The organism is Bdellovibrio sp. HCB290 (assembly GCF_047305925.1).
Taxonomy (GTDB): Bacteria; Bdellovibrionota; Bdellovibrionia; order Bdellovibrionales; family Bdellovibrionaceae; genus Bdellovibrio.
Genome location: NZ_CP178620.1, coordinates 78,933 through 93,339, shown reverse-complemented (window position 1 = coordinate 93,339; position 14,407 = coordinate 78,933). Strand labels below are relative to the sequence as shown.

11 protein-coding genes are annotated in these 14,407 nt (G+C 44.5%); 4 read left to right on the top strand and 7 right to left on the bottom strand.

The genetic code is table 11. The features are described from left to right. From ACLVWU_RS00430 to ACLVWU_RS00420, 3 genes are read left to right on the top strand one after another with little or no spacing between them, the layout of a single operon-like run. Positions 1-693 carry a hypothetical protein gene (locus ACLVWU_RS00430; RefSeq protein WP_413576490.1) on the top strand — a complete coding sequence of 231 codons (693 nt, stop codon included), beginning with the start codon at positions 1-3 and terminating at the stop codon, positions 691-693. Continuing rightward, complete coding sequence (locus ACLVWU_RS00425; protein WP_413576488.1) at positions 675-2,210, top strand: spermidine synthase; 1,536 nt, start codon at positions 675-677, stop codon at positions 2,208-2,210. The genes ACLVWU_RS00430 and ACLVWU_RS00425 overlap by 19 nt, the downstream gene beginning before the upstream one ends. Next, on the top strand, positions 2,207-3,274 hold the full coding sequence (locus tag ACLVWU_RS00420) for a hypothetical protein (RefSeq protein ID WP_413576486.1): 1,068 nt from the start codon (positions 2,207-2,209) through the stop codon (positions 3,272-3,274). The genes ACLVWU_RS00425 and ACLVWU_RS00420 overlap by 4 nt, the downstream gene beginning before the upstream one ends. On the opposite strand, the gene ACLVWU_RS00415 is transcribed toward ACLVWU_RS00420, so the two are convergent. The 7 genes from ACLVWU_RS00415 to ACLVWU_RS00385 form a co-directional block, all read right to left on the bottom strand. Further along, positions 3,242-3,979: a hypothetical protein gene (locus ACLVWU_RS00415; protein WP_413576485.1), complete on the bottom strand. Its 738-nt coding sequence runs from the start codon at positions 3,977-3,979 to the stop codon at positions 3,242-3,244. The genes ACLVWU_RS00420 and ACLVWU_RS00415 overlap by 33 nt on opposite strands. A 132-nt stretch (positions 3,980-4,111) precedes the next feature. Then, positions 4,112-6,457 carry a phosphoenolpyruvate carboxylase gene (locus ACLVWU_RS00410; RefSeq protein WP_413576484.1) on the bottom strand — a complete coding sequence of 782 codons (2,346 nt, stop codon included), beginning with the start codon at positions 6,455-6,457 and terminating at the stop codon, positions 4,112-4,114. A gap of 9 nt (positions 6,458-6,466) precedes the next feature. Then, on the bottom strand, positions 6,467-6,976 hold the full coding sequence (gene queF, locus ACLVWU_RS00405) for a preQ(1) synthase (protein WP_413576482.1): 510 nt from the start codon (positions 6,974-6,976) through the stop codon (positions 6,467-6,469). A 126-nt stretch (positions 6,977-7,102) separates the two neighbouring features. After that, positions 7,103-9,139 (bottom strand): hypothetical protein, encoded by a 2,037-nt coding sequence (locus ACLVWU_RS00400; RefSeq protein ID WP_413576481.1) that lies wholly within the window; start codon positions 9,137-9,139, stop codon positions 7,103-7,105. Positions 9,140-9,196: 57 nt separating this feature from the next. After that, a complete protein-coding gene (locus ACLVWU_RS00395; protein ID WP_413576479.1) occupies positions 9,197-9,664 on the bottom strand; it encodes a nucleoside deaminase in 468 nt (155 codons plus the stop codon). Positions 9,665-9,728: 64 nt separating this feature from the next. After that, a complete protein-coding gene (locus ACLVWU_RS00390) occupies positions 9,729-10,892 on the bottom strand; it encodes a hypothetical protein (RefSeq protein ID WP_413576478.1) in 1,164 nt (387 codons plus the stop codon). 80 nt (positions 10,893-10,972) lie between these two features. Beyond that, complete coding sequence (locus ACLVWU_RS00385) at positions 10,973-12,121, bottom strand: hypothetical protein (protein ID WP_413576477.1); 1,149 nt, start codon at positions 12,119-12,121, stop codon at positions 10,973-10,975. Between the two features lie 112 nt (positions 12,122-12,233). Here ACLVWU_RS00385 and ACLVWU_RS00380 point away from each other — a divergent pair, with 112 nt between their 5' ends. After that, positions 12,234-14,324, top strand: coding sequence for a hypothetical protein (locus tag ACLVWU_RS00380; protein WP_413576476.1), 2,091 nt, complete (start codon positions 12,234-12,236; stop codon positions 14,322-14,324). Positions 14,325-14,407 lie beyond the last annotated feature (83 nt).

Below are 14,407 nucleotides of genomic sequence, written 5' to 3'. Positions count from 1 at the left end.
ATGAAAGCGGATTCAAAATTTCGCTTTATACTTTCCTTAATTTTTACCACGGCTTTTTGCAGTTATGCCTATGAACTGGTTCTTGCCGGCATTCTTTCGGTACTTTGGGGCAACGTTGTTTTACAGTATACCATCACCACCGGCGTTTACATCGCCGCCATGGGGGCGGGTGCTTACTTTACTCCTGTAAAACTTAACTCTAAGAAAGCATTCATCTGGATTGAAGTTGTTCTTTCGTTGCTTGCGATCGCGGCGCCCCTGTTGTTTGTTTTCTCGGATGTTCATTCCAGATTTATTTCATTGCCTCTTTGTTATTCCTTGATCACGCTGATTGGACTTCTGTCAGGCATGGAGCTTCCACTGCTTATGCAGGTTCTTGCGCGGGACTCTTCTGCAAACTCCAAGAATGAAAAAGCACTATTTATCGATTACGCCGGAATGTTCGCGGCCGGCATTCTGTTCGCTTTGTTTTTAAACAGACAGTTTGGCTCCCTGACTGTGATGCTTATTCTTGCATTAGTAAACTTAGGACTGGCATTGGGCTGTAGTCTTTTTTGGGCTCGTGGCGAAAAGCAACTTCGACGAATTGAACTTCCAGCCCTGTGCGTGTTGTTTGTGGTGATTTCTGGTGGCGTCTTAATTAACTTGTCCGCTTATGAGGAGCTAATCTCTAAATGGATCATCGCAAATTAAAATTACTTTCCTTTGCGTTTTCCTTTTGCGGATTCGCTTATCAAAGTTTGATGGCGAAAACTTTCGCCGTTTTCCTGCAGGAAGAAATCATTGGCTTTTGCCTGTCTTCCGCACTCTTCATATATGGTATCGGACTTGGCAGTAAGAAATCCTCAGCAGCTGCAAATCCCTTAAGAAGCCTTTTTAAAGTTGAATTCACTCTTATGGCCTTAGGTGCGGTTTCTCCGATGCTGGTCACGTATCTTTTCTTTCTGCCCAGCCTGGGTTTGATTGAATTCTATGGCGTTAGACTTCCAAGTGGATTGCTTTTGATGGCGTTCGTGTTGTGTACGGGCGTGATTTCTTTAGCTTTGGGATATTTGACGGGATACGAAACTCCGCTTCTATTCCGACTTAGACCAGATCAGAACAATCAGATTCACCTGAACCAGATTCTAGCATTTAGTTATTTCGGAGCATTACTTGCCGCGATCGTCGTTCCACTTCTTGTGATTCCTCATTTGGAAATCTATGGCGGAGCTATTTTGATCTCGCTACTAAGCGGATCACTTTGCATCTACGTGGCTCAATACTTACCAGATCGCCAAACTCATACCAGAAAAGCCGCATTCGCTGTTGGTTTGGTGCTTGTGTTTGGCGTTTTGCAGCTCCCCCTTCAGCAATGGTCGCTGCGAATTCGTTACTATTTAAACTATCCAAAGTCCATCACCAGCCAAGCAGAAGTATCTGATTATATTCATGGTTTAATGAACAATATCCAAGTGAACAGAATTCTTAGCCCTTATCAGGCAATCGATATCGTTCACGGGCAGGATGATAACACTTCTTACTTCAGTCTTTGGCTAAACGGGCAATATCAGTTTGATTCCCGCTATGAAAAATCCTATCACGAAGCTTTTCTTGGGGGCTCCCTTCGACTTGCCGGTATCACTCCTAAGAATGTTCTAATTCTGGGCGCTGGCGACGGTCTGCTTTTGCGTGATGTGCTTAAGAAGTTTCCCAAAGAAACCGGCATCACCCTGGTAGAGTTAGATCCGTTGATCTTGAAGCTTGCCAAAGAAGATTTAAACTGGCGCGCGCTTAACGAAGACTCTTTGAGTAATAAGAATGTCCAAGTCGTCGTCGATGATGCTTTTCACTATCTTCGCGAAAACAAACAAACCTGGGATGCGGTGTATTTGGATTTTCCATATCCTTACAGCGTGGAACTTTCTAAGCTCTACAGTCTGGAGTTCTATCGCATCCTGAAGAATCGCCTGGCGCCTGGTGGCTTCATTGTATTCGATTTTCCAACCAGTGAAAGTGCCGACATCATTCACTCGACATTGGCGGCAGTTCCTTTTGCCAATATTATAGCTTTTGAAAAGTCTGAAAGTTTTGTATTTGCATCCGATGCACCTACTGCGGCTATCGGTGCTGCTGATCCTGACGGCTACAAAGTGATTGATCTGCCTGCGGCCCAGAAGAATCAGGTAAACTCACTGTTTAAGCCGCAGCTGCCAAGGATGTGGCAATGAACCAGCGCAGATTCTATGCTCTTGATTTACTGCGAACCTTTGCCGTGCTGGTAATTACCTTCTATCATGTTTGGGAATCATCCATTGGCGAGTCCCATATGTTCTTTACAAGAAGCCAGTCAGTCTATGCGTATCTTACCCAGTTCTTCGTAGACTACTGGAGCTATTCGGGTTTGATCCTGGCGTTGATCTCATTTTTTCTGATTGGGTTTTCCAAGAAAGATATCAATCTGTTTCGCTTTCTTTTGGTAGCTGTTGGACTTTTTGGAATGATGGTACACGATCAGGCCGGTCTTGATGCTCAAAGCTGGAGCTGGAATCTATATGGATACCTTCTAGTTTGTCTGATCACTGTTCAAATTCTGCCCAAGAACAAAACACTGCTGGCATTTGTATCCTTGATTGCGCTTATCGGACTTGTGATCCCCATTGAAACATTTCAAACCTTAAAGTTCGGCGGCCTTCCCATTCTTGATCAAATGCTCACTGGTGATTTAAGTGAAAGCACCACAATTGGTTGGGGGTTATTGCCGTGGCTGTCCATTCCAGTTCTTGGGTTTTCAATCGGAAGGATACTGCGCGATCTTCCTGCCGACTCAAAGGTGTTTCGGGGATTCAAATATGAAGTTCCGGTGCTGTTATCTATGGCTTTAGTTTTAATTGCTCTGTTCCCGATGCGCCGGAATGTTTCGGTTTCTCCGACAGGATTCTATTATTACGTTTTCTCCGGTTCACTTTGGTTTTTCTGGAGCAGATTTGCGGTGATCTTTATTTGGATGAGGCTTGCTTGCCTTGATTCAGTGAACAAGTTCTTGGGAAAATTTAACTTCATGCAAATGATCTCTAAACTTGCATGGAATAGATACTTTGGAATCTGCTATTTTGTGCAGTTGATATTCTTATCTTGGGCTGCCGATTTGGCGACCGATTTCAGACAAAGTCCTTATCTGATGGATCTGTATTGGGTGGGGCTTTTGGTAGCAACCGAGATTTTAACCCGGTTGCTCGTTAAAAGACTCAGTACGTTCAAATTATCGGCTTACAAGCTGGTCAACCGCACTTAGGATTTTAGACATTCTTGCGACTGCTTCCTTGCGGATCTTTTCGGCCAAGCGTGATTCCAAAACTTGTGCCGAGGCATCATCACCAACGATAGCTTTAAATGCAGATTTCATTGTGTCATCATAAGGAAGCTCGAACTGCTCATTCAATACCGAAGTTGTTTCACCAGAAACAGCCAGCAACGTCAAAGCAGGGTGACTCGAAACGGACAAGCTTTTTGCGGCCTTGATATAACCAGCGCGCTTAAGGGAAGATAATGCCTCCGACTTCCATTCCTGCTTTTCTGCTGACAACTTTTCATCGCTCTCAAAAAATACATTCAATGAAAGAAGAGGTTTTTTATCGTACATATTAATGAAGCCTAAAGTCGCTTTACGTACGTCAGAGCAGGAGTTCGCCCCTTCCAGTACAGACTTAACTTCCGCAATTTCAGAAGTTAGGGCCTTGGCTTCAGAACCTACCAGCTCCTCTGAAGTTAAAGCGTCAAGTTCCTCAGAGTTTGATCTTAGAATATCAATAAGCTCTGCCACTGAACCTTCGCGCTCAAGTCTTAGGTATTCAGCCTTTAGGGGGTGAATTACTTGCACCACATTCATCTCGTTGGAAATGCACTCCTTAATCTGAGCTGCTGTTAGGCTTGCGAATGAGTTTTGGCCAACAAGCAAAAGAGAAACTGTCAGAGCGCCACGAAGTGAAAAGATCTTCATATTAAGGTCCTTTGGTTCAGTAAGTAAATTCACGAACCGAAGTACAAGAATCGAACCCATTCCATTAAAAACCTATTCGCTCCAGCAGCTCATGACCTGTACAAAAGGTATACATCAGACCTTTTTAGGCCGCTATCCCGTGGTTAACATCCCGCTGGCAACCCCAGTGACCGTCTCCCGCAACAGAAGCAAATCCTTTTCTTTTAAGGCAATTAACTGCAATACATTGAGTGGATGAATCAACGGTGATCTTAGCGAAATGCTAGTCCCCAGCCATGGCCGATACCATAGCAGATTTCTTTCCCCCGTCATTTCACGCACAGCTTTTTTGCAAAGGGCGTACTCCTTCTGGAATTGCTGCACATACTGAGTCTTAACCTCATCCGGAAGTTTTGATTTATCCAGATACAATTCAAAGATTCTTAGATCCATTTTTTCCAAAGTGAAGCCCAGTGCTTTTATATATGAACTGAATAATTGCGACTCCCTTAAAGCCTTTCGGTACAAGCTCTTCTCTGTAGGTTTCAAACTTTTCCAATAACTTCCAACTCCCCACCAGGTTGGAAAAAGTGTGCGCGTCTGTGTCCAGCACAAGACCCATGGAATCGCTCTTAAACTTTTTAGCTGAACGGAGCCTTGCCGTTTCGAAGGACGGGATCCCAGCTTTAAATCCTTTAAATACGAATACGGCGTTGCAAGCTCGATCATTTTCAAGAAGTCAGGGCTCTGCAGGGTGGTTTGATAATGGCTTTTGGTGAAGTTCGCCATCTTCAAAAGTGCCTGATCTACTTTTTCTGAGGGATACTTCTCGCGCAAACTGAACTTTCGATCCCTTGCCACCATAATGCGCTCCAACTGGCGCTCCAGGATCTCTGGTGCCGAGTAGTTGCGATAAATCATTTCCCCTTGAACCGTGACTTTCACATTATCCAATGCAGAAAGGGGCCACCAATCTGTTTGCTCCTGCACCGATCCACCGCCGCGCTCGATGCTTCCACCGGAGCCATGAAAGAAGACGGGTCGCAGATCATTCTTCTTAATAACTTTCTCGATTTGTGCGATTGCGGTCTTCACCAGATATCGGGAAGCAAAGGAGCCATTCTCTTTAGAAGAATCTGAGTATCCCAGCATCACTTCCAAAGTGCGCGACCATTTTTTAGTTACGATGGATTTTCTGCGACGATCACTTAAAAACTCCGTAACAATTTTACTGCCTTCAGATAATGAGTGGGCACTTTCAAACAATGGCACCACCGGCAGGCGGTAATCGCCAAGATAAAGTTTCGTCAACTTCATGCCGGCTTCAATATCCCGAACCGTCTCGCAGTTACTTAGTACAAATCCCCGCACATAGTATTTTGGATCATGATTCGGGGAAATGCGCCCCAGTGCCTTCATCATTCTGACAATATTGGGATTCTTGCTTTTTCCATTTAAAGCTTCATGAACCAGGCCGCTGTCCTCGCGAATTTCCAAAGGAACGACCAGTCCTGGAAAGATCTTCGTAAAAGACAGTATTCGCGTAAGCGCCGGTGCATCCACTCCAAAAAGTTTTCTCTGATTTTTGCTTAACTCTACGATTGCTGCCTTCATGTCGTGAAGTTTATTAGCATCCCGGGCCTGAATGGATTTTAACGACTGAAGTCTTTTTTGAATCTGCCGGATTTCCTTCTTTAGCGAAAGCACAATATGTTTTTCTTGGGGATGAACCATTACCAACGGCTCAATGTTGCTATGATACTCCTTAAGGGAGTTTGCAAGCCACTTCAGCAGCATTCGTCGCGACATATTTAAGCTGGCAATCATAGTTGTTTCATCAACGCCAGGATGGCCGTCCTTATCGCCACCAACCCAGGTTCGAATATAGAAGGGATGTTTCTTGTGGCGCTGCTTGATGTAAAGATCAATGATCTCTTCTTGTAAAGCCAGACCGTACACATACTCCGCTTCATCCATAACCGTAGGCTTGCGCTGCTTTGACATCGGAATATGCCACGCCCACTTAAGCAATGCATTCAGCTCCAGTTGATCATCATTACTGAACTGATCAAGCCTGCGTTCCAGTAGGTTTTGAATTTTCTTAAAGTAATAAAGTGTATCGGAATTGCGGGACTCTGTTGGATGCGCAGTTAAGACATGAATTGTTCGTCCGAAACCGTGAGCTGCTGGCTTTTGATTCCGGGATTCAATTTTCAGTCTATGGGTGCGGTAAGCTGCCTCGCAGGAATTGATCAGTTCCAGCATTAAGGCAAAGGCGTGGGCAATTTGATATTGTTCAGTGGTCGATAGACCTTGAAGTTCTTGATAAAGGCTCTGAAGGCCCTTCAGTGTTTTTGCTTGTTCGGACTTAACAAAACGTCTGATCTTTTCAATTCTCAAGAAGCCGGATTTTCCAGTTTCGAATTCAATCACCTTCCCCAGCTCCGTCACAGACCAATCGACTAATTCTGTAAGTTCACGGGGAAGATTTTCGCGCATAAGCCCTCACTAGTAGAGCTTGCTTAACTCCATCGAGTATTTACCTGGAGCAAACTCACTTAGACGTTTTTTCCAAAGTTCCTGATAGAACTTATCTTTACTAGCGTAACTTGCATACGGGAAGATCGCAATTCCCCCGCGCGGAGTAAACTCGCCGACAACCTCGATGTACTTAGGCTTCATAAGCTTTACAAGATCATCACAAATTGTCTGAATACAGTCCTCATGGAAATCGCCGTGATTTCTGAAGCTGAACAAATATAGTTTCAACGATTTTGATTCGACCATTTTTTTATCGGCAATGTAGTTGATAAAAACTTTTGCGAAATCCGGTTGGCCTGTTTTTGGACAAAGTGATGTGAATTCTGTGCAAACAAAAGTCGTCCAGGCGATTTTGCCAGGATTTTTGTTATCAAAGGCTTCAAGGGACTCGGGAGAATAGTCTGAAGGGTAATCTGTCTTAGCTTCGCCAAGGGCGAAATTTTTAAGCTCTTTTGTGTCTCTGCCGGTTTTTTTCATAGGGGATTTTTATCCCCAGACAGCCCGAATTTCAATCTTTCTTGAAACCGGGAAGTTCTTTCAAAAATCCTCTAGTGGAAGCCATTTATCCACAGGGAAAACAGCTTTATCCACAACTCATATTGGCTAATCTACGTGAGGGACGCCCACATACTTGGCCAGCCAGTATCCAAACAGGTAGTCGACTCCGGAGTTTTCAGATCCTCGACTGGCACTGTCTTTAAAGCCAAATGCCGTATCCTTCCACACAAAGTTCGAAGTAAATGCCTGGAACTCGAACACTGGATAGTTATAAAGCCCCTGATAGAAGTATTCATTCGGTGGTTCCGGCTTCTTTAAAGCCTTCCAGAACAATCGTGGAATCGGTGATATACACCATTCAGGATTCAGCGAGTGATCGATGGATACATCCAAGTTTGGACGGGGATAGGGAATCTCTCTAAGTCCCCAAGTTGCACTATTAAGGGCTGCCATAAACTTTGCGTCACTGCTGTCTTCCCGGAAGTCATCTCCACGAGTACCTTTGGAATAGGCGAAGCCATATGCAACCATCGTCAACAGGTGGCGCTGAGCCGGACTGTAAGTAACCCAAGTGTCCATCAAGCGCTCACGCAGGCGATTGCGAATCTCGGTTTCCCCCAGGCGTTCTGCAATGCTGATATCAGTGATGTCGCCCACTAAGCCCAGATTTACGCCACTCCAGTCAGCACTTCCATGCCAATAGAAGTTTGCATTCATGCTGTAGCCCGATGGCTTCCAACGAAGCTTACGATAAGCCGAGCGGTATTCCTCTTGAGCTTTCTTGTCTTTGTTGATCAGTGCAACCAGTCCATAGCTTGGCGCTTGATTCTGGGATTTTTCGTCGAAGATACGAAGCTTCAATAGCCTTCTTGATTTGTCCCGCAAATGACTCCAGATCTCCTGATCAGATTCTGGAATGACCAAGCTTCCCCACATCATTGAGTGAGTCAGACCCTTGAACATGTCATTGTTGCCGCCCTCCAGCCAAAGCATGTTTGAATAAACGCCCTTGCCTTGATGCCACTTATTCGGAATCGCATCGCCGGGTTTATAAGGCATCAACGTTCGCGCGAACTCCTGGGGATCTTCGGTGATATCCATCAAAATGAACATCGCACGCAAAGACTTTCGCACATTTGCCAAAGCGGCTGGATCCTTGGTCTTTAAATACCGCATTGCCTGGGAGCCAATGTACATTCCCGTCCACAATGCCGAGTCACCATCATAGCGATAGGCAATTAACTTTTCATTTGCATCGACCTCGGCCTTTGCAACCATGCCGATTTCATTGATGTGATGAGTGACCGTGTTTTTATCGTAGCTGTTCGCCTTCTCTTTTAATGAAGGCGAGTATGCATTTCGCTTCACAGAGGCTTCGGTGATGCTGATATCATCTGTGATCTTATTAACGACACGAATGATGTCTTTGTTTTCCTGATAGAAGTCGTAGTCTGTCGGATCAAAAACAATGAAGGGTCTTTCCTCTTTGAATTCTTTCCTATCCTTGAATGATTGAACAAAAGGATCCTTATTGTAATCAACATCACGCTTGAAAATATTAATCACACCGCGAACGGCCACCGGAATCTTCGGTCCTTGAGCATCAATGTTTGTGCGTAAATTGGTCCAAAGAGGTTTAGATTCCAAATTTCGTCGTGTCGTGATCCACTCTGTGTAATTGGAAACTTTTTTGTCAGAGTACTGAGCCGCCAAGCCCTTGTCAGTGGCAACAAATCTGGTCACAACGGTGATCGGGTTTTTGAAATCAGTTGGCTCACGCTTTTGATTTCCAAGCTTCGTGATAAAATCCGCTTGGCGCAAATCATAGCTCAACACCAAAGTATCACCGGCGGTCACAGCTTTGCCGGTCCAAACTTCCTGAACCTTCAAGCCATCGTAGAAATAGTTAATGTAGGTGATCATACGAATAACATCGTATGTACCATCACTGGTTTTTCTTAACTCTAATTCGCCGTTGTAGGGGCCGCGTGAAGTGCTTGTTCCTTGTAAGAACCAAATACCTTCCATTCCGCCAGTCGCCTGTAGCGATGCGACGTCGCGAGGAATCTTTTTTTCCACTGTCGTGCAGGAAGTTGCGAATAGTATTGATGAAAATAAATAGAGGAATGAAAAGTACTTCATTCCTCTATTGTCTCCAAGAAAGAACCTCGCTTGGAGTCCTGTTTATTGTGCCGGACTTTAGTACGGGATTTTGTCTGTCTTAGACTGCCATTCTTTGAAAACTTCAAGGGCTTCTGTGTGTCCGCATTGAATCATCGGCACTTGGCGATCTTTGATGTCTTTAGGGATCTCTTGGTACAAGAAATCATCATCAAACTGAATATCAGCAGCGTCTTTGCGTGTATTGCCGTAGTAAATCGTAGAAATACGCGCCCAATAAATTGCCGCAAGACACATCGGACAAGGTTCGCAGCTAGTATAAATCTCTGCGCCTTCCAGGCTGAAGTTCTTAACGTTAGCGCAAGCATCACGAATCGCAGAAACTTCCGCATGAGCTGTGGGATCGTTGGAGGAAGTAACTTTATTCCATCCTTCACCGATAATTTTGCCGTCTTTAACGACAACTGCACCAAAAGGTCCACCGGCACCTTGCTGCATGTTTTTACGGGAAAGCTCTACTGCTTTAATCATGAATTCTTTTTTCATAAGGGAGCTGACACTAGCAGAGCTATCAATGGAGTCAAGCCCCATCGCCCGAGTGAACCTCAGGTTACTGAGTGGTTTTTGCTTTTGGTCGATCTTCCAACCAGGCAAGATTCCCTTTATCGACTTTGACATTTTTCATAAGTGATTTCGCTTCAACCCAGCCATCATTGTGAGCCGCCTGCCAACCTGCGCCGACACTATTAATTATTTTTAAGGCTTCGCGGCAATTCTTCTGTTGAGTGTCACCTTTTGGGCATATCTTTTTATACCCAGCAATAACTACAGAATGGTAACCCGGTTTCTTCGTGCCACAATCAACAACGCAAATTCCATCCAAAATAACAGGCTTCTTCGTTAGCAGAATTTCTTTAATTTTTGGGACTAGTGCTTCCCCATCTTTAATCACTTCGTCCTGCGGAAAAAGCCCAACTTTTACGCCATTCTTATTCGGAAGTGTGACCCCACTTTCACTACAAGATTTCGGATAAAGCAGCTGGTTCAATGCTTTTTGGTAGGTGTCCTTTTTGAATGCTTCAAGAATTCTTGCTTGATCATTCCGCATATTAGGATCTACTAACTGATCCTCTTCGAGCTTGATACCTTTTGAAACCGTTTCGATCGCTGATGCATAAAAATTTGCGGCGCAAGAATCACATTTTTCAGCGACAGCCTTTCTGTAGCCCTCATAATCGGATTCTAAACTATTCCAAATTTCCTGCTGAGCTCTAACTGCATCGTTAGCGGTCTCAACTGGAATCTTAGATGTAATTCTAGCAAGTGAAGCACATTCTTCTGTTGGGATCTTCATCATACGACTTGCGTAACTTAACACCTTGCCGCCGGATCCCCCAATTTTCAGTTGTTCATAACTTTCATCAAATTTCGGCAAACTTCCAGGTATCGCGTCAGCTTCATAACGAGCTATTCCGATAGTAGAAACTTGCTTCGATTCTGGCAGTCTTGAACAGTCTTTAATTGAGCTTTGCTTACACATTTCATAGTTTAAAACAGTGGCAGCCGAAGCCGCGAAACAGATTCCAAAAGTGTCGATTGTAGTTTTTGGAGGCAAAGACTCTTTCGGTAGTTCATACGGATTATCTGGATCAGCACTTTTATTAACCCACGAAGCCGTCGTAGCCCAATCCGAATCCACAGGCGCCTTCGCCGCGATAGCGAAAGTCGGAAGCAATAAAAGAATGACAAGGGTACTTAAAGCCATATTAGTCATGTTCTACAATTTTAGAGCTAAGTTAAAGTACTTCGAACAATAAGCAGGCTAGAGTGTGCCAAATACACCCATATTGCCTTCTAGTTCATTCTAGATCCGATCCAAGAAACAGCTGCCTCGTCCATTTTAACATTTTTCAGAAGAGGGGTTGCTTCCATCCAGCCATCATTATTTGCTTTCTGCCAGCCAGCTCCGCCAGAGTTGACTACTTTGAGAGCATATCGACAGCTTGTTGGATTATTCTTCTTACAGATCTTCCGATAGCCGGCTACAACGACAGCGTGATACTTGGGTCCATCTTCAGGTTTGTCCTTATTTGGCTTCTTATCACAATCAGCAACGCAAATTGGCTCTACCAATACCGGTTGCCTACTTTCAAGAATCGAAACTATCTTATTCAAAACTTGCTCTCGGCTTGGACTTTCACCTTGTGGATAAACGTTATGCTCCAAAGAGTCTTTTCCCGCCAACTCAATGGTATTCTGATTTTCACTACAAGCGGAGGGGTAGAGAAGTGCGTTAAGCGCCTCCTCGTAGGTTTCTTTTTTAAACGCATTTAGAACTTTTAAATTATCATTACGTAAATTCGGATCTACTAATTGATCTTCTTCGATCTTCAAGTTTTTTGAAACTGTTTGGACAGCCGCTTGATAGTATTTATCAGCGCAATCTTTACAGTTTTTTGCAACAGCTTCCCGATACTTTTCATAATCTGACTTCAATCCATCCCAAACAGCCCTTTGAGCGTCTGTAAGATCTCCCTTTGATTTAATCGTATCTTTCGAAAGAACTCGTTCTAATGAAGCACATTGTTCTGATGGCACACGGTCGACAAGATTGATTGCGGTACTAAGAACAGTGGAACCATTCCCGCCCTCAGGTAATTCCCGATAATTCTTGTCCAAGGAGTCGTTCTCGTCCTTTGGTAGTCGCGTATACCTCGTAACACCTAACATAGATATACGTTTTGAATCCGGAACCTTCATGCAATCAACGACATTGAGTCGCTTGCACTGTTCAAAGTTCAGAATCGTTGATGCAGCAGCAGCATAGCAAATGCCCAAGGAATCCTGGCTCACTATTGGAGGCATGAATTTTTTTTCTGGATTCTTTGCTGGGTCCTCAACTGGATAACCTTTAGCAGGTGTATCCCAGTCTGAAGGTACTAATGTTGCCGTCGTTCCCAAAACTGGAATTAGCAAAGCTATAAGCAAAATAAATGCGCGCATAATTAAATCGTCTTAAATTTATGAGAACAGTGACAGGTGCAAAGTAAAATCTAGACCTAAGATTGGTCTGGTTCCCTCAATATAATTTTACTATAAACCGAAGTAACTAGAGATGCGAACTACGTCTCGAACCGCCATTCTATCGCTTTCTTTATTATTTGCTTTGTCAGCAAATGGCGAAATCATTTTGAATCCACGTGGGACTTTAGCTACCCAAAGAATTCTAAGCTACAAAAACTACGACGATATTCGTATAGATCGAGACCTCGATGGAAAAGTGGATGAGTGGTACTTGCGCAAAGACAACACTGAGATTCATGTAAGCTATAACGCTGGGCAATTCGCCAAGCTACAGTTTAAAGTCTTCAAGGGACAGAATGTTGGCGTGAAGGAATTCGTCTACAAGAACAACAAACTTGTACTCACAAAGTCTGAATTCCGGCCGATGCTAGTAATGCATGGGGAGGCCGAGAAGGACTCGTGTGACCAGCAGAATACAGTACTAGCCGACAAGGTCTCATCCCTAAATGAGGATATTGCAGCGGTACTCTCAAAAACAAACGACGAGAAAAAGTCCTGTGAACTCACTGAGTTTCCAAAGTTCAGCAAAAGACTCAGTATTATTCTTAGAGATATTGCTAGTAATCCCACAAAATTCAATACCTGCGTGGCGGGACAAACAATCGAAGGTGTTGATTCAAATCTAGTCTCGTCGAAACTAACTGCAACCATGGCAAAAATGAGAGAGAATCCAACCGCAACCGATAAAATCTTCACATGCGGATTCACAACGGAATCAGAAGCCACCGGAAAAACAACGGAAGATGGTAGAATTAGCTTCGAAATTCCAAAAGAGAGCGAAGATCCACCAGTTGGCCTCGTGAGTATGTTTCGATTAGTTTACCATGAATTGGTGCATTCGGCAGGCGTGACAAATGAAGATTCCATTTACCAGATTCTAAAATCTTGTTTAGAAATTCCTGGTGATAAACGATTCGTTAAACAATTGAACTCCAATCCGACCACTGTATTTATGGCTCCGGTAATGAAAACTCACACGGAAAATGCGGCAAACAATACCTCGCAGGAAGCTGCGAATACCAAAATTAATGAAGTATTAGAAGTTAAGCAATCATCAAGCAAAAGATCCCCCGCGAGCGCATCCCGAGCAGGAGACAATAGCGTTAATATGAAAAATGAAATTGCCAAGGCGAAGGCAATTCCTAACGCTGATGAACTTTCTGTCGCTAAAACCGACAAATCCCCTCAGGGCAAAGAACAAGCTGTTCGAGAAAGCGTCAGTGAAAGCGCTCCTCTTTTCAGAGCCGCCAACCAAGTGATGGGTGTTTCAAATACTCCGGCTATGGCCGACAATTCAGAATCTCAGAATTCCAACAAAAATTCAGACTATTACCCTTCCAGATCCGCAAGTTCCCGTTCATCCTCATCATCCAGCAGCGGATCAGGCAATGCATACTCCGGAACTTCAACTTACTCGGAATCAGAAACCAGCAGCAGTCGTTCAGATTCTGGTGGCAGCTCCACTGGAAGTCGCTATCAATCGCGCCATGGAAGATATCAATCCAAAGGCAACAGCGGGGGCGGCGGAGTAGGTTCTGACGAGTTCATCGCTGAAGAAGTAGACTTAACCAAAGGTGCAGCAAAGTCTGCATCAAATCGCTCGCCAGCTAGACAGCCGGCAGGTTCGTATCAATCTAATACACAGTCCTATCAGCCAAGTAGCAATTCAGACAGCGCAAGCTCCGGCACCGACGAAACATCAAAGGGAAGAAGATCTGCTTCAGCTCCCGCACGAAGTGGTGGCGGTGATTCTCCGGCTATAGCCGGCGGCGGAGGAGGATCCTCTATTAATATGGGATCTAGCGCCGGTGGTGGAGGCAGCAATAGTGGTAGCTCCTCAGCTGCGAGCAACTCTCGAAATACTGCCCGTACAACCGCGTCTTCGCGTGCACCAGCTTCTGCTACAGGTCCGGTTAATAAAGAGCAACAACGTGAGGTCATGAGTGAAATCGTGGATCGAGACCACTCCCAAGTACGCACGGATCTTAAAAGCCAAAGCTTCCAGGACAATTTAAAGGCCAATAGAATTAAGATCATTGATTATAACGGCAACCGCTGGGGTGACCCCGAGGGCATGGTCATCTACCTGGATGACGGTAGCCGCTTCATCCGCCAACGCTAACTGGACCTGTTTCCTCACATTTGAGGGGAATATAATCACCCCGAAAAACAAACACTTAAGTTGTTTCCTTAAGACTCCGATAA

Bases quoted from the DNA above. Each gene is read 5' to 3' on its own strand.
- queF (WP_413576482.1), bottom strand. From the start codon at position 6,976: ATGAAAAAAACCGGCAGAGACACAAAAGAGCTTAAAAATTTCGCCCTT.
- ACLVWU_RS00425 (WP_413576488.1), top strand. From the start codon at position 675: ATGGATCATCGCAAATTAAAATTACTTTCCTTTGCGTTTTCCTTTTGC.
- ACLVWU_RS00430 (WP_413576490.1), top strand. From the start codon at position 1: ATGAAAGCGGATTCAAAATTTCGCTTTATACTTTCCTTAATTTTTACC.
- ACLVWU_RS00400 (WP_413576481.1), bottom strand. From the start codon at position 9,139: ATGAAGTACTTTTCATTCCTCTATTTATTTTCATCAATACTATTCGCA.
- ACLVWU_RS00395 (WP_413576479.1), bottom strand. From the start codon at position 9,664: ATGAAAAAAGAATTCATGATTAAAGCAGTAGAGCTTTCCCGTAAAAAC.
- ACLVWU_RS00390 (WP_413576478.1), bottom strand. From the start codon at position 10,892: ATGACTAATATGGCTTTAAGTACCCTTGTCATTCTTTTATTGCTTCCG.
- ACLVWU_RS00380 (WP_413576476.1), top strand. From the start codon at position 12,234: ATGCGAACTACGTCTCGAACCGCCATTCTATCGCTTTCTTTATTATTT.
- ACLVWU_RS00410 (WP_413576484.1), bottom strand. From the start codon at position 6,457: ATGCGCGAAAATCTTCCCCGTGAACTTACAGAATTAGTCGATTGGTCT.
- ACLVWU_RS00385 (WP_413576477.1), bottom strand. From the start codon at position 12,121: ATGCGCGCATTTATTTTGCTTATAGCTTTGCTAATTCCAGTTTTGGGA.
- ACLVWU_RS00415 (WP_413576485.1), bottom strand. From the start codon at position 3,979: ATGAAGATCTTTTCACTTCGTGGCGCTCTGACAGTTTCTCTTTTGCTT.
- ACLVWU_RS00420 (WP_413576486.1), top strand. From the start codon at position 2,207: ATGAACCAGCGCAGATTCTATGCTCTTGATTTACTGCGAACCTTTGCC.